The organism is Streptomyces sp. NPDC037273 (assembly GCF_055603625.1).
Genome location: NZ_JBVJVO010000013.1, coordinates 48002 through 66485, shown reverse-complemented (window position 1 = coordinate 66485; position 18484 = coordinate 48002). Strand labels below are relative to the sequence as shown.

The 18484-nt window shown below is 72.8% G+C and carries 13 protein-coding genes; 8 read left to right on the top strand and 5 right to left on the bottom strand.

Annotated features, from left to right (window positions below; translation table 11 throughout):
• Nucleotides 1-39: 39 nt before the first annotated feature.
• Entirely contained in the window at nt 40-2772 is a 2733-nt protein-coding gene (locus ACZ7G1_RS29015) for an exo-rhamnogalacturonan lyase family protein (protein WP_470871803.1), read from the top strand.
• 100 nt (nt 2773-2872) lie between these two features.
• Entirely contained in the window at nt 2873-3922 is a 1050-nt protein-coding gene (locus ACZ7G1_RS29010; RefSeq protein ID WP_470871801.1) for a rhamnogalacturonan acetylesterase, read from the top strand.
• A gap of 42 nt (nt 3923-3964) precedes the next feature.
• On the opposite strand, the gene ACZ7G1_RS29005 is transcribed toward ACZ7G1_RS29010, so the two are convergent.
• Nucleotides 3965-6865 (bottom strand): glycoside hydrolase family 2 TIM barrel-domain containing protein, encoded by a 2901-nt coding sequence (locus tag ACZ7G1_RS29005; protein ID WP_470871800.1) that lies wholly within the window; start codon nt 6863-6865, stop codon nt 3965-3967.
• Between the two features lie 231 nt (nt 6866-7096).
• Between ACZ7G1_RS29005 and ACZ7G1_RS29000 the strand changes: the two genes are divergently transcribed.
• The 6 genes from ACZ7G1_RS29000 (at nt 7097) to ACZ7G1_RS28975 (ending at nt 13786) form a co-directional block, all read left to right on the top strand.
• A complete protein-coding gene (locus ACZ7G1_RS29000) occupies nt 7097-8155 on the top strand; it encodes a LacI family DNA-binding transcriptional regulator (protein ID WP_470871798.1) in 1059 nt (352 codons plus the stop codon).
• Nucleotides 8136-8675 carry a SigE family RNA polymerase sigma factor gene (locus tag ACZ7G1_RS28995; RefSeq protein WP_470871796.1) on the top strand — a complete coding sequence of 180 codons (540 nt, stop codon included), beginning with the start codon at nt 8136-8138 and terminating at the stop codon, nt 8673-8675. Before ACZ7G1_RS29000 ends, ACZ7G1_RS28995 begins: the two co-directional genes overlap by 20 nt.
• A complete protein-coding gene (locus tag ACZ7G1_RS28990; RefSeq protein ID WP_470871794.1) occupies nt 8675-9346 on the top strand; it encodes a hypothetical protein in 672 nt (223 codons plus the stop codon). The genes ACZ7G1_RS28995 and ACZ7G1_RS28990 overlap by 1 nt, the downstream gene beginning before the upstream one ends.
• Nucleotides 9347-9572: 226 nt before the next feature.
• Nucleotides 9573-10334 (top strand): MerR family transcriptional regulator, encoded by a 762-nt coding sequence (locus tag ACZ7G1_RS28985; protein WP_470871792.1) that lies wholly within the window; start codon nt 9573-9575, stop codon nt 10332-10334.
• Between the two features lie 97 nt (nt 10335-10431).
• Nucleotides 10432-12111: a rhamnogalacturonan lyase B N-terminal domain-containing protein gene (locus ACZ7G1_RS28980; protein WP_470871790.1), complete on the top strand. Its 1680-nt coding sequence runs from the start codon at nt 10432-10434 to the stop codon at nt 12109-12111.
• Nucleotides 12112-12235: 124 nt separating this feature from the next.
• Nucleotides 12236-13786 carry a carboxylesterase/lipase family protein gene (locus ACZ7G1_RS28975; protein ID WP_470871789.1) on the top strand — a complete coding sequence of 517 codons (1551 nt, stop codon included), beginning with the start codon at nt 12236-12238 and terminating at the stop codon, nt 13784-13786.
• Between the two features lie 55 nt (nt 13787-13841).
• Here the strand turns inward: ACZ7G1_RS28975 and ACZ7G1_RS28970 are convergent, their stop codons facing one another.
• Genes ACZ7G1_RS28970 through ACZ7G1_RS28955 form a run of 4 tightly spaced genes read right to left on the bottom strand, consistent with a single transcriptional unit; the run spans nt 13842 to nt 18448 of the window.
• A complete protein-coding gene (locus ACZ7G1_RS28970) occupies nt 13842-14984 on the bottom strand; it encodes a pectinesterase family protein (RefSeq protein WP_470871787.1) in 1143 nt (380 codons plus the stop codon).
• A 25-nt stretch (nt 14985-15009) separates the two neighbouring features.
• Complete coding sequence (locus tag ACZ7G1_RS28965; RefSeq protein WP_470871785.1) at nt 15010-16305, bottom strand: pectate lyase family protein; 1296 nt, start codon at nt 16303-16305, stop codon at nt 15010-15012.
• Nucleotides 16302-17111 carry a rhamnogalacturonan acetylesterase gene (locus ACZ7G1_RS28960; RefSeq protein WP_470871784.1) on the bottom strand — a complete coding sequence of 270 codons (810 nt, stop codon included), beginning with the start codon at nt 17109-17111 and terminating at the stop codon, nt 16302-16304. Before ACZ7G1_RS28960 ends, ACZ7G1_RS28965 begins: the two co-directional genes overlap by 4 nt.
• On the bottom strand, nt 17108-18448 hold the full coding sequence (locus ACZ7G1_RS28955) for an ABC transporter substrate-binding protein (protein WP_470871783.1): 1341 nt from the start codon (nt 18446-18448) through the stop codon (nt 17108-17110). Before ACZ7G1_RS28955 ends, ACZ7G1_RS28960 begins: the two co-directional genes overlap by 4 nt.
• Between the last annotated feature and the right edge of the window lie 36 nt (nt 18449-18484).

Below are 18484 nucleotides of genomic sequence, written 5' to 3'. Positions count from 1 at the left end.
CCGAGGCGCGCCACCCGCGCGCCCCAGAAAGGAGTCCCCGTGTCCCCCCTTCCTCGTCGTTCTCTCCTGAAAGCCGCCGCGGTGGCAGGCGCGGCAGCCCAGTTCAGCTGGGCGCTCGGCAGGGGCGAAGCCCGGGCCGCGGTGCCCGGTGAGGCGCCGGCGGCCGAGCGTCCCGCGACGATCACGTGGCTGGAGCCCGGTGGGCTCGGCGCGGCCGCGGGATCGACGTTCGGGGTCGCGTGGCCCAAGGGCGTACACCCGGGCGACCAGCAGTTCGCGCTCACCACATCCGAGGGAGCCGCCGTTCCCGTCCAGACCTGGACCACCGCCCGCTGGCCCGATGGCTCGCTCAAGTGGACGGCGCACGCCGTGGGCCCGGACGCGGCGGGGAGCGAGCGTTTCAGCCTTGCTCCGGGGACCCCCGTGGCCGCCGCCAGGACCGTGTCCGTCACGGAGACGGATCGGCGGATCACCGTGGACACGGGCACGGTCAAGGCGGTGGTGTGGAAGGACGGGGGAAAGATCATCGAGTCCGTCACCCGGGACGGCGTGAAGATCGCGACCGATGGCCGGCTCGTGCTGCTCAGGCAGAGCGATCTCGATGACGGCGACCAGGGCAACGCCAAGTGGGAGCGGTTCGACGGGGAGATCTCGGGCGCGAGCGTGGAGCAGGACGGGCCGGTGCGTGCCGTCGTGCGGATCGACGGCAAGCACCGGAAGGGCAGCCGGAGTTGGCTGCCGTTCTCGGTGCGGCTGTACTTCTACGCGGGGTCCGAGTCCTTCCGCATGGTGCACACGATCACGTACGACGGTGACCACAACAAGGACTTCGTCCGAGGGCTCGGTGTGCGTTTCACGGTGCCGATGCGGGATGCCGCGTACGACCGGCACGTCCGGATCGCGGGTGAGGGCGCGGGGTTCCTCACCGAGGCGGTCCAAGGGATCACGGGTCTGCGTCGCGACCCCGGCGCGGCCGTCAGGACCGCGCAGGTGAAGGGGGAGAAGCTGCCCGACCCCGCAACCTGGGACCAGCGGGTCACGACGCGCATGCAATACGTCCCGACCTGGGGCGACTACACGCTCGCCCAGCTCTCCGCGGACGGCTTCTCGCTGCGGAAGCGCACGAAGGCCGGGCACGGGTGGATTCCGGCCGGCGGTGGGCGGCGTGCGAGCGGGTTCGGGTATGTGGGCGGGGTGAGTGGTGGGTTCTCGTTCGGGCTGAGGGACTTCTGGCAGAAGCATCCGGCGCAGCTCGACATCAGGAACGCGGCGGGGGACGCCGCCGAGGTGACGCTGTGGCTGTGGTCGCCCGAGGCACAGCCGATGGACCTGCGGTTCTATCACGACGGGATGGGGCAGGACACGTACGCGGAGCAGCTGGAAGGGCTCAACATCACGTACGAGGACCATGAGCCCGGGTTCGGGACGCCGTACGGCATCGCCAGGACCAGTGAGCTGATGTTCTGGGCCAATGCGGCGACGCCGGACGCCGCGACGCTCGTCGCTCAGGCGGAGGCCGTCCGTACGCCGCCGCAGCTCGCCGCGAGTCCCGAAGACCTGGTGCGGGCGCGGGTGTTCGGCGGGCTGTTCTCGCCCGTGGACCGGTCGACGGCGGCGAAGGCGAGGATCGAGGATCACCTGGACTTCCTGTTCACGTACTACAAGGAGCAGGCGGAGCAGCGGCGTTGGTACGGGTTCTGGGATTACGGCGACATCATGCACACCTATGACGAGGACCGGCACCAGTGGCGGTACGACGTCGGCGGGTACGCGTGGGACAACTCGGAGCTGTCACCGGATCTGTGGCTGTGGTACGCGTATCTGCGGTCCGGGCGGGCGGACATCTTCCGGTTCGCGGAGGCGATGACCCGGCACACCGGTGAGGTGGATGTGTATCACCTCGGGCAGTGGGCGGGGCTGGGTACGCGGCACGGTGTGCAGCACTTCGCGGACAGTGCGAAGCAGCAGCGGATCTCGACGGCCGTGTACCGGAGGCCGTACTACTTCCTCACCGCCGACGAGCGGGTGGGCGACCTGATGCACGATCAGGTCGACTCGGACGAGACGTTCCTCGTGCTCGATCCGATTCGGAAGATCCGCACGGCGCCGTACACCCCGGATCGTCATGCCCTGTCCATCGGGTTCGGGACCGACTGGAGCGGGCTCGCCGCCGCGTGGCTCACCGAGTGGGAACGGGGTGGCCCCAAGGCGGCGAAGGCGGAGGCGCGGCTGCGGTCGACCATGGAGACGATCGCGGCGCAGCCGAACGGGTTCGTGCAGGGAAGCGGGTTGTACGACCTCGACACCGGGCGGTTCGCGATCGCGGAGCAGCCCGTGGTCGGCGTCTCGCACCTGTCGGCCATGTTCGGTCTGGTGGAGATGTGCGCGGAGCTCATCGACCTGGTCGACCTGCCGGCGTTCCGGAGCGCGTGGCTGGACTACTGCCGCTACTTCAACGCGAGCAAGGCCGAGCAGGCGGCGCGGTACGGGCAGAACTTCGGAACCCTGCTGCTGTTCCAGGGGCACTCGCGCCAGGACGCCTATGCGGCGGCCCAGTTGAACGACACCAAGCTCGCTCAGCGGGCGTGGGCGAAGTTCGACAAGAGCGACGGGTACACGGCGGCGATGGTGTGGGACAAGACGCCGGTGAAGGGGTCGGCGGCGCTCGAACCCGGATACGAGCATCTGTGGATCAGCACCAACACCACGGCCCTGTTCGGCCTGGCCGCGATCCAGAACCTCGCCCTCGTCGGCGATCACCTTCCCAAGTGACCGCGCGGATTCGTCCGAGGCGACATCTCGTCCGACGACATCTCGTTCGACGACAACCCCTGGTCCGACGACATCCCGTCCGACCGCAGAGAGGCGCACCATGAGGAAGACCGCACTCATCGCCGCGACCGCGACCCTGCTCGGGACGCTCGCCGGCGCGCCGGCCGCTCACGCCGACGGGCCCTTCGGGCAGGGCCTCGATCACTGCGCCGCCGACGAAACGGGGGCGCTCGCCTGCCACTTCGACATGCCGCCTGGTACCTACGACGTCACGGTCACCCTCGGCGGCGACACCGCCGGATCGACCGCCGTCAGCGGCGAGACCAGGCGTGCGCTGCTCGCCGAGACCGCCACCGGGGCGGGGGAGAGCGTCCGCCGCTCGTTCACCGTCGACGTACGGGACCCGGAGGGGGAGCCCACCGGGCCCGCCGGGAGCCCGGGGCTCGACCTGGTGCTCGGTGGTGCGGCGCCCCGGGTGGGCGCGCTGCGGGTCACGCCCGCTCCGGTCGCCCGACGGCTGTTCCTCGTCGGTGACTCGACCGTGTGCGATCAGCCGGGGGACCCGTACACCGGCTGGGGGCAGCGGCTGCCCGTGCATCTGAAGCGGGGGGTCGCGGTCGCCAACCACGCCGACTCCGGGGAGAGCACGGTCACCTTCCTGGCGAACCCGGCGCTGTTCGACAGGGTCGAGGCGGCGATCCGGCCCGGCGATCCGGTCCTGATCCAGCTCGCCCACAACGACAAGCAGACGGACGCCGCCACCTATCGGGCCAACCTCACCGCCCTGGTCGAGCGGGTACGGGCCAGGGGCGGCGAACCGGTACTCGTCACCCCGGTCGTGCGGCGCTGGTTCAACGCCGACGGGACTCTCGACAACGGCATCGCGCTGCTCGTCAACGGTCTCGGGGTGGACCATCCCGCCGAGATCCGGGCCCTGGCGGTCTCCCTCGGCACCCCGCTGATCGATCTCACCGCCCTGAGCAAGGCGCGGGTCGAGGAGCTGGGTCCCGAGGGGTCCAAGGCGCTCTATCTCACCGCCGAGAAGCGGGACAACACCCACACCTCGGTGCGTGGGGCCACGGAGTACGCGGCGCTCGTCGCCGGCGAGCTGCGGGCCCAGGGGGTTCTGCCGGACTCGCTGACGCGTTGACCGTCTCGGGGTCCGTCCGGCGGAATCCGGGTCGGGCGGCCCCTAACTCCGGCCTTCCGTGAGGGAGAAGGCGAATGCGAAGGACGCCGGGGCCGCGTCCAGGCGGTAGGCGGGGAGCACGCCCGGTCCGCAGGACTGGGAGCCGATGCCGTCCTGGGCGTGGTCCAGGTGGAGCCAGAGGGTGTCGCCCGCCGTGAGGTCGGTGTCGTGGTGGGCGGCGTCGAGCTGTTCGGTGGTCCAGCGGCGGGCGGTGAAGGCGAACGCGGGGTCGCCCGTGACGCGTATGCCCTGGGTGGGGGAGGTGAGTTCGAGCCGCCGGGTGTCGATCCGGGCGCCGTTCTCCTGCGGTCGCAGGTACGGGGTGTGGAGGGCGTCCACGGTGGATTCCCAGCGGCCGAGGCGGGCGGCGGTGCGGGTGTCGGGGTAGGCCTCGCCGGGCCCCGCCCCGTACCAGTGGGCCCGGTCGAGGGCCGCCGGGAGGCCGAGGCGCACGCCGAGGCGGGGCAGCGGTACGCGCCACTCGCCTTCGGGCTCGACGTCGACCCGGAGTCGCAGGCCGGCACCGTCCGAGGTCCAGCGGTACGTGGTGCGCAGCCCGAGGTCGCGGGCGGCGGGGGCGACGCGGGTGCGGAGGGTCAAGCCGTCGTCGTCCAGGGTGAGTTCGTCGAGGCGATGGCGCATCCGGTGGAGTCCCAGTTCCCGCCATTGGAGTCCGTGGCGGTCGTCGGGCTGCCAGGGCGCGCCTTCGTCGTTGTCGGTCGGGGCGCGCCAGACGTCGAGGCGCAGTCCTGTGACGGGGAGGGGGCCGATGGCCACCGGCTCTCCGGAGCGGGCGTCGAAGACGCCGGGGCCGAGGGTGATCCGGCCGTCCGCGCGAGCGGGTCGTACGCGGCTCGTCGTGGCGGGTGCGGGGGCGGGGGCGGCGACCGGGAGTTGTCCCCAGGCGACCTCGTGGCCGGCGGGGGCCCACGGGGTGTCGTGCGCGAGGGTGGCCCGTACGGTCCACAGGGTCTCGGCTTCGGCGGGGTGCGCGGGCGGGGCGGGCAGCGGGACGCGGGCGGTCCGGCCGGGGCTCAGCGGCGGGACGGTGAGGGGGCCGGTGGCGAGCGTCTCGCCGTCGGCGAGGAAGGACCAGGTGAAGGTGAGGTGGGCGAGATCGGCGGTGTCGTGGCCATTGGTGACCAGGGCTGTGTGGGGGGCGTCCGGGGTGATCCGTACCGGCTCGATGACCTTCTTGTACTCCAGGAGGCCGGGCGAGGGGGTGCGGTCGGGGAAGAGGAGGCCGTCGCAGACGAAGTTGCCGTCGTGGAGTTCCTCGCCGAAGTCGCCGCCGTAGCCGTACGCGTGGAGGGGGTGGGCGAGGCCGTGGTCGATCCATTCCCAGACGAAGCCGCCCTGGCAGCGCTCGTAGGTGTCGAACAGGCTTTGGTAGTCGGCGAGTCCGCCGGGGCCGTTGCCCATGGCGTGGGCGTACTCGCAGAGGATGAAGGGGAGTTCGCTCCGGGACTCGGGGCCCGGGTCGGCTCGGCGGCCGATCTGCTCGACCTCGGCGTGCGGCACGTACATGCGGGAGTGGACGTCGGTGTAGGAGCAGGAGCGGTCGCCCTCGTAGTGGACGAGCCGGGAGGGGTCGCGGTCGCGGATCAGGTCGGCCATCGCGGTGAGGCCGGCGCCGGTGCCGCATTCGTTGCCGAGGGACCACATGACGACCGAGGGGTGGTTCTTGTCGCGTTCGACGAGGCGGGCGGCGCGGTCGAGGAGGGCCGGGGTCCAGCGGGCGTCGTCCACCGGGTTGCCGCGCCAGGCGAGGTCCTCGAAGCCGTGGGTCTCCAGGTCGCCCTCGTCGATCACCCACAGGCCGTAGGTGTCGCAGAGGTCGAGGAAGGCGGGGTGCGGGGGGTAGTGGGAGGTGCGGACGGCGTTGATGTTGTGGCGCTTCATCAGCTCGACGTCCCGGCGCATGGTCGCGAGGTCCAGGGCGCGGCCGTGCTCCGGGTGGAACTCGTGCCGGTTGACGCCGCGGAAGAGGATCCGGCGCCCGTTCACCTTGAGGACGCCGTCCTCGACGGCGACCGTGCGGAAGCCGAGGCGCAGGGGGACGCGTTCGCCGGCGGTGGCCAGCCGGGCCTCGTACAGGCGGGGTACTTCGGCGCTCCACGGTTCGACGGGGAGCGTGGTCGTCTCGCCGGTGGCCAGGTCGAGGCCGAGCTCGGGCACGGTGACCCGGCCGGGGACGTCGCAGTCGACCCGCAGGGTGCCGGTGCCGGTGGTGTGGTCGTAGGAGGCGTGGACGAAGAAGTCGCCGGGGGCGCCCTCGGGGCGGTGGAGGAGGGTCACGTCACGGAAGACGCCGGGCAGCCACCACTGGTCCTGGTCCTCCAGGTAGGAGCCGGAGGACCACTGGTGGACGCGGAGCGCGAGGACGTTGCCGCGCGGCTTCAGGAGGGGGCCGACGGCGAACTCGTGGGCGAGCCGGGAGCCCTTGAAGTCACCGAGCTCCGTGCCGTTGAGCCAGACGCGGGCACAGGACTCGACGCCGTCGAACCGCAGCACGGCACCGCCGTCCGCCGGCCAGCCGTCGGGGAGGTCGAAGCGGCGCAGGTGGTCGCCGGTCGGGTTCTCGGTGGGGACGCGGGGCGGGTCCACGGGGAAGGGGTACCGCACGTTGGTGTAGGCGGGGCCGCCGTACTCCTTGCCCTGGAGGACCCAGTGGCCCGGGACGGCCACCGTGCCCCAGGCGCTCGCGTCGTAGCCGGGGGCGGCGAAGGAGGTGTCCTCGGCGTCGGCGGTGGGGGAGAGGCGGAAGGCCCAGTCCCCGTTCAGGGAGAGCGCGGCGGCGTCGGACCCGGCGTACCAGGCGCGGGGCGGGAGCGTGCCGCGACCGGGGGAGAAGTCCTCGTACCAGGGCGGCGACGAGGGCGTGCCAAAGGGCAGGGCGGACATGGTCCTCCTGTCGGAGAGCGGGAGGGAAGGAAGGGAGCGAGGGCGCAGAAAGCGCTTGCCGGTCTGTTTCCATCCCACCGCGCACCCGCCCCCCGCACAACCCCGCCGGGCCCCCGGACCCTTGGACTCTTCGCGACCCACCTGGACAGCTCGTCGAATCGCCGCTTAGGGTCGGGAGCCGAATCCTCGGGCGGCCGCCCGGAACACCGGGAACCGTCCAGGAGCAGGCACGTGGTCACCCTCGCCGATGTCGCCCGCCACGCCGGGGTCTCGGCCAGCACCGTCAGCTACGTGCTCAGCGGCAAACGCTCCATCTCCGGGCCCACCCGCGAACGCATCCAGCGCAGCATCGAGACCCTCGGCTACCGGCCGCACGCCGGCGCCCGCGCCCTCGCCAGCAGCCGCACCGGCATCCTCGCCCTCATGATGCCGCTGCGCACCGGCCTCTACGTGCCCGTGATGATGGAGATCGCGATGGCCGTCACCACCACGGCCCGCACCCACGGCTACGACGTCCTGCTGCTCACCGGCGAGGAGGGCCCCGAGGCCGTCCGCCGCGTCGAGGGCAGCGCCGTCGCCGACGCCATGATCGTCATGGACGTCGGCCTCGACGACCCCCGGCTCCCCTGCCTCCAGGAGGCCGAACGGCCCTCCGTCCTCATCGGCCTGCCCGCCGAGACCGCCGAAGCCGCCCACGCCACCGGGCTCGACAGCGTCGACCTCGACTTCGAGGCGGCAGGCGCCCGCTGCGTCGACCACCTCGCCGCCCTCGGCCACACCTCCATCGCCGTCCTCGGCGAACCCCCCGCCGTCTACGAACGGGGTACGGGCTTCGCCACCCGCACCCTCACCGGACTGCGCGCCGCCGCCGCGGCCCACGGCACGGGCTTGCTCCACCGGCCCGTCGACGGCACCTACGCGGCCGTCGCCGCCGCCGTCACCCGCGTCTTCGAGGAACGCCCCGGCACCACCGCCCTCGTCGTCCAGAACGAGGCCGCCGTCGAACCCCTCCTCGCCCTCCTGCGCCACCAGGGCCGCGCCGTACCCGAGGACGTCTCCGTCGTCGCCATCTGCCCCGACCAGGTCGCCGTCCACGCCTCCGTACCCCTCACCGCCGTCTCCGTACCCGCCCAGGAGATGGGCCGCCTCGCCGTCGAACGGCTCGTCGCCCGCCTCGCCGGCGAGGCCCCGCGCGGCGCCGAACTCATCGCGCCGCGCCTCACGGCCCGCGCGAGCACCGGCCCCGCCCTCACCCGCACCGAGGACCGACGTGATCACGGCGGGCGCTGAGGACGACGAGAGCGCGACCGAGTTCCGGGACTTCTTCGAACGCCACTACGCCGAACTCGCCCGCCTCGCCCATCTGCTGACCGGCGAGACCGACGCAGCCGACGACCTCGCCGCCGACGCCATGCTCGCGCTCTGGCACCGCTGGGACCGGGTCCGCGCCGCCGACCACCCCGCCGCCTACGCCCGGGGCGTCGTCACCAACCTCGTCCGCACCCGCATCCGCGGCACCGTCCGCGAACGCCGCCGCATCGCCGCCTTCTGGGACCGGCGCCCCGAGCACACCGAGGACCCGGACGTGCCCGCCGTCGTCGACGTCAGGACGGCGCTGCGCGCCCTCCCCTTCCGCAAGCGTGCCTGCGTCGTGCTCCGGCACGCCTTCGACCTCTCCGAACGCGACACCGCGCTCGCCCTCGGCGTCTCCGTCGGCACCGTCAAGAGCCAGACCGCCAAGGGCATGGCCGAACTCCAGCGGCTGCTCGGCCCCCGTGCCGCCACCGAACTCGCCGCGGGAAGGCGCTGATGGACGAGACCCGGCTCCGCCGCGAACTGAAGGACGCGGCCCTCGCACACCGCCCCGACCGCGCCCGCATCCTCGCCCGGCTGGAACGCGGCCTCGCCGAGCCCGCCCCCGCCCCCCGGCGGCGCCTCACCGCCGCCCGGTGGACCGGACGGCGCTGGACGGTGGCCGTCGCGGTCACCGCGGCCGTCGCCGGCGTCGTCGGCATCGGCGGCCTCGTCGCCACCACCCTGGGCGACCGCCCCGCCGGACCCGCCACCACCCTGCCCGCCCCCGGCCCCACCGCTCGCGCCGCCGGCCGGATCGACCCCGGCAGCAACCGCTGGTGGGCCCAGAGCGACCTCGCCCTCACCACCGAGTCGCCCGTCTCCGGCCTCACCCTCGAACTGCGCGTCGCCCGCACCCCCGGCGTCGTGAACACCGGCCACTGGCAGACCCGCCCCACCGAGGACTTCACCGTCACCGTCACCCCAGAAGCCCGCGCCCTCGTCTACCGCTGGACCCTCAGGCCCGGCCGCTCCCTCCCGCCCGGCCCCCACACCTTCGCGGCCCAGTACAACCACGCCGAAGGCACCCGCGACCCCTCCGCCGACACCTACACCGCCCTCCTCACCGCCCCCGACGGCGGCCGCACCACCCTCAACGGCGACTTCGGCCCCGGCGGCGCGGGCTGACAGGCTTGGCGGCTTCGGCTTCGGCTTCGGCTTCGGCTTCGGCTCCGGCGGCGCGGACCGACCGGCTCAGCGGCTTCGGCTTCGGCTCCGGCGACACGGGCTGACCAGCTCAGCCGCTTCGGGCCCGGCGACACGGACCGGCCGACTTGCGGTTGACGCAGCGGCAACTCCTACGGTCTTCGTACGGGGCCGGAGACACCGGCCCCCGGCGAGGAAGGACACCGTCATGGCCTGGTCGATCGCGGACGTCGCCCGGATGTCCGGGGTGACCTCCCGGACGCTGCGGCACTACGACGACATCGGCCTGCTGGCGCCCGCCTGGACCGCGGGCGACGGACACCGCCACTACGAGGAACCCCAGCTGCTCCGCCTCCAGCAGATCCTGCTGATGCGGGAGCTGGACCTCGGGCTGCGGGAGATCCGGGACGTCCTGGACAGCGGGGCCGACCGGGTGGCCGTCCTGCGCGAGCACCACGCCAGGCTGCTCGCCGAGCGGGACCGGCTCGGCACCCTGGCCCTCACGGTGGCCCGCACCATCGCCGAACTCGAGGAAAGCGAGAACCAGGACATGGTGAGCATCAACCGCCCCGAGAACCTCTTCGAGGGCTTCCAGGCCGACCCGGAGATCGAGGCCGAGGCGCGCGAGCGCTGGCCGGAGCAGTACGAGCAGTCCCGGCGCGCCCTCGAAGGGCTGACTCCCGAGGCGGCCGAGGCGTGGCAGCGCGAGGCCACGGCCCGCATGGTCCGCCTCGCCGAGCACATGGCGGCCGGCACGCCCGCCGACGACCCGGCCGTCCAGGCCGAGGTGGACGCCCACTACCAGGACGTCTGCCGCTTCTGGACGCCGAACGCCGAGGGGTACCGGGGGCTGGCCCGGACCTACGTGGACGACGCGCGGTTCCGGGAGAACTTCGACAGGATCGCCGAGGGCCTCGCCGACTACCACTGCCGGGCGATGACCTTCTACGCGGACACCCGCCTGGGCTGAGGCGGCCTCGCCTCCGCCCTCTGTGCGGCAACCCTTCTCCTCCCGGCGGCGACCTAGGGAGAACCAGCCCGCACGCCGCCGAAGGAGCCGCACTCCGATGAGCCCGTACGACACCCCCATGACCCCGCTCCGCCGCCGCACCCTGCTCGGTGCGGCGGCGGCCGGCACCGCCCTCGCCGCCACCGGTGGACTCGCCCAAGTGCCCGCCGCCGCAGCCGCGTTCGGCTGGGCCGACGACGGCACGCAGTACGTCGTCGACACCGGCGCCGGACTCGTCCTCAAGGTCTCCAAGGCGACCGGGGACATCACCTCGCTCGCGTACAAGGGGAAGGAGTACGAGGGCTACGGAGGCAAGCACTCGCACGTCGAGTCCGGGCTCGGCGCCTCCACCGTCTCCCTGGCGCGGACCGGCTCCACGATCCTGGTCACCGTCGTCCACGGCACGCTCCGCCACTACATCGCGGCCCGCGCCGGCCTGAACAACGTCTACCTGTGGACCGACAAGGCCGACACCTCCGTCACCGCCACCCGCTTCATCGCCCGCCTCAGGCCCGGCATCTTCCCGAACGAGGGCCCCGACTCCTGGGTCGAGGGCGCCGACACCGTCATCGAGGCGGGCGACGTGTGGCGGCGGACCGACGGACAGACCCGCTCCAAGCACTACTCCGGCGTCCGCGTCATGGACTACGACCACATCGGCTACACCACCGGAACGGTCGGCCTCTGGATGGTCCGCTCCAACCACGAGAAGGCCTCCGGCGGCCCCTTCTACCGCTCCCTGCTCCGCCACTCGAACGAACTGGGCGTCGGCCTGTACGAGATCCTCCACTACAACCAGTCCCAGACGGAGGCCATGCGCTTCGGCCTCCAGGGCCCGTACATGCTCGCCTTCACCGACGGCGGCACACCCGACCCGGCGCTCCACGCGACCAACCACGACACCTCCTGGGTGGACGGCCTCGGCATCCCCGGCTGGGTCGGCGCCGCCGGACGCGGCAGGGTCGCCGGCGTCGGCCTCGCCGGCATGGACCCCGACCACGCCTACACCATCGGCTTCGCCAACGCCGACGCCCAGTACTGGACCCGCGCCACCGCGGGCACCGGCGCCTTCTCCTGCCGCGGAATGCTCCCCGGCACCTACACCCTCACCGTGTACAAGGGCGAACTCGCCGTCCACACCGCCACGGTGACGGTCACCGCCGGAACCGCCACCGCCCTCCACACCCTCACCCTCGTCAACGACCCCGCCACCGCCCCCGCCATCTGGCGCATCGGCGACTGGGACGGCACACCCGCCGGGTTCAAGAACGCCGCCCTCATGACGTACGCCCACCCCGCCGACGTCCGGGCCGCCTCCTGGACCGGGAACGTCGTCGTCGACGGCGGCGACGTCTCAGGCTCCTTCCCCTGCTACCTGTGGAAGGACGTCAACGACGGCGTCCTCGTGTACTTCCGGCTCACCGCCGCCCAGGCCGCGGCCGCCCACACCCTCCGCATCGGCGTCACCACCGCCTTCCTCAACGGGCGCCCCCAAGTCACCGTCAACGACTGGGTGTCCGCGATCCCCTCGCCGCCCGCCCAGCCCTCGACCCGCTCCCTGACGAACGGCTCCTACCGGGGCAACAACCACACCTTCACCTACGTCGTCCCGGCGAGCGCCTGGAAGACCGACCCCAGCCAGTACAACGTCCTCAGGCTCGGCATCGTCAGCGGCTCCTCCGGCACCGGCTTCCTCAGCCCCGGCACCGCGATCGACTGCGTCGACCTCCTGCCCTGACAACTTCCGGACGCCTCCCCGGGCGCCCCCGACCCGGCACCGGCACCCATTGACACCAGCGGCGCGTGAATCGTCGTGATCTTGGTGTTGGTGCCGGTCAGGGGTGTGATGGGAGGCTCCGTCCATGGACATCTTCAAGACGACGAACGGTGCCGTACGGGGCTTCCGGGCGTCCACCGGCGTCGTCGCCGCGCTCGGAATCCCCTACGCCGCCTCGCCGTTCGGCGCCGACCGCTTCCGGGCGCCACGCCCGGCCGCGCCCTGGAGCGGAGTGCGGGACGGTGCGGCCTTCGGCCCGATCTCCCCGCAGTCGGCCGAGCTGCCCGGCGCCCCCGGCTGGTCGCCCGGCGACGAGGACATCCTCACCCTCAACATCTGGACCCCGGCCCCGGCTCCGGCCGGCGGCGCCCTCCCCGTCCTCGTCTGGATCCACGGCGGCGCCTACACCTTCGGCTCCTCCGCCCAGCCCGACTTCGACGGTGCCGTCCTGGCCCGCGCGGGCCTCGTCGTCGTCACCCTCAACTACCGCGTCGGCTTCGAGGGGTTCGGACACATACCTCAAGACGGCAACGGCGAGAACGGCGAGAACGGCGAGCGCGGCGAACACCCCGACAACCGGGGCCTCCTCGACCAGATCGCGGCCCTGCGCTGGATCCGCGACAACATCGCCGCGTTCGGCGGCGACCCCGGCAACGTCACCCTCGCTGGCCAGTCCTCCGGCGCCGCCTCCGTCGCCTGCCTGACGGTCATGGACCGCGCCCGCGGCCTCTTCCACCGCGCCATCGTCCACAGCCCCGCAAGCCCCTGCTACACGCGGGAGATCGCGGCCGCCACCACTCGCGAGATCGCCGCAGCCGCAGGCCGCCCCGCCACCGCCGAGGGCCTCCTTGCCGCGAGCCCGCGTGACCTGGTCGAGGCCGCCGACCGGGTCGTCGACGCCTACCGGAACGACCCCTCATCGGGCTCCCGCCACTACGACCCCTCGCTCTACGCCCCCGTCCTCGACGACGACGTCCTGCCCGTCGACCCCCTCGCCGGGATGGCCTCCGGCGCGGCCGAGGGCATCGACCTCCTCGTCTGCCACACCACCGAGGAGTACTGGCTCCTCGACGCCGTCGGCAGCAGCGCCAAGGTGACCACCGACGGACAACTGGACCGATTCGCCGCCTACTTCGGCCTCCCCGACGGTCTCGTCGACGGCTACCGGGCCGAACTGCCCGACGCCCCCGTGCTCGACGTCTACCTCGCCGTCTTCGGCGACCTCCTGTTCGGCGCCTACGCCGAACGCCTCGCCGAGCGGCACGCACGGGCCGGCGGCCGGGCGTACCTCGCCCGCTTCGACCGCCGCCGCACCGGCCCCGACGGCCCCGTCCGCGCCTGGCACTGCGCCGACGTCCCCTTCGCCTTCGGCACCATCGACCGCGACTACGCGGCCTTCCTCATCGGCGGCGCCCCCACCCCCGCCGACCACGCCCTGTCCGACCGCATGGTCGACGCCTGGGCCCGTTTCGCCGCCACCGGGGACCCGGGCTGGCCCTCGTACGACGAGACCACCCGGCGGGTCCGGCTGTGGCGGACATCCGAAGACGCCGAAGCCCCGCACGACAGCCATGACCCCCACGCCGTCCTCCGCGCCCTCTGGGACCAGGCGCACTTCCCGCTCCTGCGCCCGTGAACACGGAAGCCACCCGGACCCCTGCCTGGGGGTCCGGGTGGTTCGGCCGTGGGCGTCAGGCGCGGGGCCGCCGGGGGGCCCAGTCGCCCAGGTAGCCGGTCCGGGTCGCGGTGGCGGCCCGGGCGGCGTCGAGCTGGGGGCGGTTCTCCGGGACGGGGAGCGCGGCCCCCGGGCCGGTGTTGCGGTACTCGGCGAAGCGCTGGGCCTGCCAGGGGTAGGCCTCGCGCATGTTCGCGTACGGGGCGGAGGAGTCGATCCCCGGGCCGAGGACGCTCTCGCGGACCACGAGCGAGGGCCAGGCGGTGGGGTCCGAACCGGGCACCCAGGGCCGGGCCAGCTTGTAGTAGCCGTCCGGCGCCTCGCCGGTGACCCGGCAGTGGGCGGCGAGGAAGCCGTACGGGTTGGCCCGGGCGGTGGAGGGGGCGAAGACGAAGCCGTGCGGGGCCGTGGCCAGGTCGGTGCGGAGCAGCGTGCGGAAGTGGCAGTGCTCGAAGACCGCGCGGGCCCGCCCGAAGACGAAGTCGACGTCGCCCTCGACGTGGCAGTGGGCGAAGTACTGGCGGGCGACGGCGGTCAGGGACGTCGAGTCGGCGTACAGGGTGTCCTGGTGGCCGAGGAACCGGCAGTGGAAGAAGGCCGATCGGTCGCCCTGCGCCTTGAGCGCGACGGCCTGGGTGCCGGGGTTCCCGGGGAGGTCGGTGCGGAGGAAGTCGTTGGCGAAGGTGACGGCCTGGGCGGTGAAGCCGTCCGCCTGGACGATGGTGGTCGCGGAGCCGCTCGTGCCGTACGTGCCGCCGTCGGGCCGGGGCGTGCCGGCTGCGTTGGCGTACACCACGACGACGTCCCGGGGGTCCCCGGTCGCGCCGAGCCACGTCATGTCCGTACGGGCCGGGCCGACCGTGACGGTCTCGCGGTAGGTGCCGGCGGCGAGGACCAGGGTCCAGCCGCCGCCGGAGGCCGCGGTGACCGCCGCCTGGACGGTGGTGTGGTCGCCGAGGCCGCCGGGATGCACGTACAGCGTCCGCCCGGTCGGACGGGCCGCGGGCGAGCCGAAGCGGCCGAACGGTCTCGGGTCGCGGTGGGGTGCGGCGGCGGTCGCCGTCCCGCCCGGCAGGGCCAGGGCGAGTGCGGCGCCTGCGCCGGCGGTGAGCAGGGAGCGGCGGCCGAGGGCCCCCGCTCCGGTGGAGTGCGCGGGCATGCGGGTCCTCCTGGGAAGCCGGGGGTCAGCGGAGCCGGCCGGCGCCGGCCAGGTGGTCGACGAGGGCGGGGACGGCCCGGGGGTGGTCGACCCGGGTGCGCAGGACGGGGGTCCAGCCCGCGTCGGCGCGCAGGGTCTCGGCCGGGTACTGCTCGTTGTGGACGGCGAGCAGGTCCACCGGGGCGCCGTTGACGTAGTTGCCGGCGACGGTGACCGGTGCGTCCTTCCACTTCTTCAGGATCTTCCCGGCGGGGACCTCGGAGGCGAGCGTGAACGCGTTCTTCTCGGCGACGAGCCGGGACTCCAGGCCGATGCCGAGGCTGTACACGTACGAGCCGTCCGGCACCACGAAGTGGTTGTTGTACGCGTCGACTTGGCCGAAGCGGACCCGCGGCGCGCGCTCCACGACGTTCTCGAAGAGGTTGTGGTGCAGGGTGACGCGGAGCTTGCCCCGGTCGGTGGCGCCGGCGCCGTCGCTGTTGCCGATCATCAGGGTCTTGTCGTGGTCGGTGAAGACGTTCCAGGAGGCGGTCACGAGGTCCGCGCCCCGCACGACGTCCAGCTCCCCGTCGTGCCGCTGGTAGACCTCCCCGTAGTACGAGGGCAGCGAACTGTCCGGGTGGGACCCGTCGGTGAACGTGTTGTGGTCGATCCAGACGTGGGTGGAGCCGTACACGACCAGGCTGTCGTACTCGGAGTTCCAGGCGCCCGTCGATCCGTCCTTCGGGTCCCACATGGGGAAGCAGTCGAGGGGGCTCTCCAGGGTGAGGCCGCGGACGATCACGTTGTCGACGCCCTGGACCTGGAGGCTGCCGCCGGTGATGCCCGCGTTCCGCCCGACGCCGACGATCGTGGTGTTGGCGGGGACCTTCGCCTTGACGGCCAGGGCCTGGGCGTCGGCCGAGGCGAGGCGCAGGTCCTCCTGCGGGCCGCTGACCGCGTTCTCGTACCCCCAGACGGCCGGGTCGTAGGCGGCGAGGTAGCGGGCGAAGTCGTAGCCGGGTGCCTCGAAGGCGGAGCAGCCGGCGGCGGTCGCGTCCAGCGTGCCCACGACCTTCACGATCCGCGGCGCGGTGCCGGGCACCGCGAGCGCGGCCCGGAACTCCTCCCAGGTGCTGACGGTGAAGACCCGCGAGGCGTCGGCGGCCGATCCGCCGGTGGTGCCGGTGCCGTCGGAGGCCCAGCCGTCCCCGGCCGGCAGGGTGGCACGGGCCGGGTCGCCGCCGGGCCGGTGGCCGGCGTGCGCGCCCGCCGCGGGCGCGGTGACGGTCAGAACGAGGGCGGTCGCGGCCACCACTCCCAGTCGCTTGCGTCGGTTCACGGTCTGCTCTCCTCGGAGACGGGCCAGGTGATCAGGGCGGTGGGTATCGCGTCGTCGAGGCGCCGGGTCTCCCTCGGCGCCAGGACATGGGTGCGCAGGAGCTCGGCGGCGACCATCCGTGCCACCTCGATCGCCCCCGGCGGGTTGAAGTGCGTGTTGTCCTGCTCGGTCGCCGTCCAGTTGAAGTACGTCTTCGTGGCCTCCGGACCGAGCCGCTGCCACAGGGCCAGGGACAGCGCCTCGATGTCGAGCAGCGGCACGTCCGACTCGGCCGCCACCTCCCGCATCGCCGCCGGATAGGCGCCGTGCGTGCGCAGCGCCGTCCCGTCCGCGGCGAACTTCCGCCGCTCCACCGAAGTGGCGAGCACCGGCAGTGCGCCCCGGGACCGCGCACCCTCGACGAATACGCGCAGGTTGTCCTGGTAGCTCGTCCAGGGTTCGGTGTGGCGGGTGGGGTCGGCGGCCTTCTCGTCGTTGTGCCCGAACTGGACGAGTAGCGGGTCGCCGGGGCGGATCGCCGCCAGGATGGGTTCGAGCCGTCCCTCGTCGAGGAAGCTCTTGGTGCTGCGCCCGTTGACCGCGTGGTTGGCGACCGTGATCTCCCGGTGGAGGAAGAACGGCAGGGCCATGCCCCAGCCGGTCTCGGGCGCCGCGTCCGCGTACTTCTGCGCGGCCGTCGAGTCCCCCGCGACGAACAGCGTCCGCGTACGGGGCCTCCCGGTCGTCGCCTGGGCCGCCGGCGCCCCGGCCAGGGCGAGCGCGAGGCCCGCCCCGGCCGTGACGACCTGGCGTCGGCCGACGCTCACCGGTTCTGCTGCTTCCACTCGGCCTGGGCGGCGTTCAGCTGCTCGGCGAAGTGGTCGAGGAACTCCTTGGCGGTGGACTTGCCGAGGAGGACCTTCTGGAAGGCGGGCTCGTTGTCGGCCTTGGAGAGGGTGTTCCAGTCGGGAAGGTAGTACGGCAGCTCGACGATGGTGGCCTTGCCGCTGAAGAGGACCTCGGCGCCGAGCTTGGTCGGCTCGGCCTTCCCGAGCCAGGGGTCGGCGGCGGCCTCGGTGTTGGCGGGGATCGCGCCGGCGGACTCGTTCCACTTGCTGTTGGACTCGTGGGAGGCGGCGAACTCGATGAACTTCCACGCCGCGGCCTTGTTCTTGCCGGACGAGAAGAGGCCGAGCCCGTCGACCGGGTTGGAGACCTGCACCCGGGTGCCGTCGTCCAGGGTCGGGTTGGGGATGCCCCGGAACTTCTCCGTCCCGAGCGCCTTCACGTGGTCCTTGTACGAGCCGAGGTTGTGGTTCAGCATGCCGATCTGGCCGCTGTCCCACTGGGCGACCATCTTGGTGAAGTCGTTGTTGACGTCGGCGGCCGGGGTGGTCCTCTTGAACAGGCCGGCGTACTTCTCCAGGGCCGCCACGTTCTTCGGGTCGTTCACCGTCGTCCGGTCGCCGTTCCAGAACGAGGTGATGCCGCTCTGGCCGTACATGGCGTCCAGGGCCTGGGCGATGGAGCCGGCGCCGCCGCGGATCGTGTAGCCGAAACGGTTCTTGTCGACGGCCGTCAGCTTCTCCGCCGCCGCGTAGAACTTCGACCAGGTGGACGGCTCTTCGAGACCGGCCGCCTCGAACAGGTCGGTGCGGTAGTACAGCACGCCGTTGCTCGCGGAGGTGGGGACGGTGAACAGCTTGTCCCGGCCGCCCGCCGCCTTCACGCTCGCCACCATCCCGGCGTTCAGCTTCCCCTTGAGCGGGCTGCCCTCGATCCGGGCGTCCAGCGGCTCCAGGGCGTTCTGCGCCGCGATCCCGGCGAGCATCGCCGCGCCGACTCCGCCGACGTCCGGCAGCCCGCCGCCCTGGATCGCCGTGTCGTACTTCGACTGCACCTCCTTGGAGGCGATCCCGACGTACTCGACGTCGATGTCGGGGTTCGCCTTCTCGAAGTCCGCGATGATCTCCTTCCAGACCTCGGTGCGGACCCCGCCGTTGTTGTCCCAGAAGGTGATCTTTCCCTTGCCCGAGCCCTCGGTGCCCTTGTCGCCGCCCGCACCGCTGCCGTCGTCACCGCAGGCGGTGGCGGTCAGGGCGAGGACGCCGGACAGGGCGAGGGCGAGGGCGGCTCTGCGGCGTCCGCCGTGGAAGATGGTCATCGTCGGCTCTCTTCTCTCGGTGCTTCGGGGTGACGC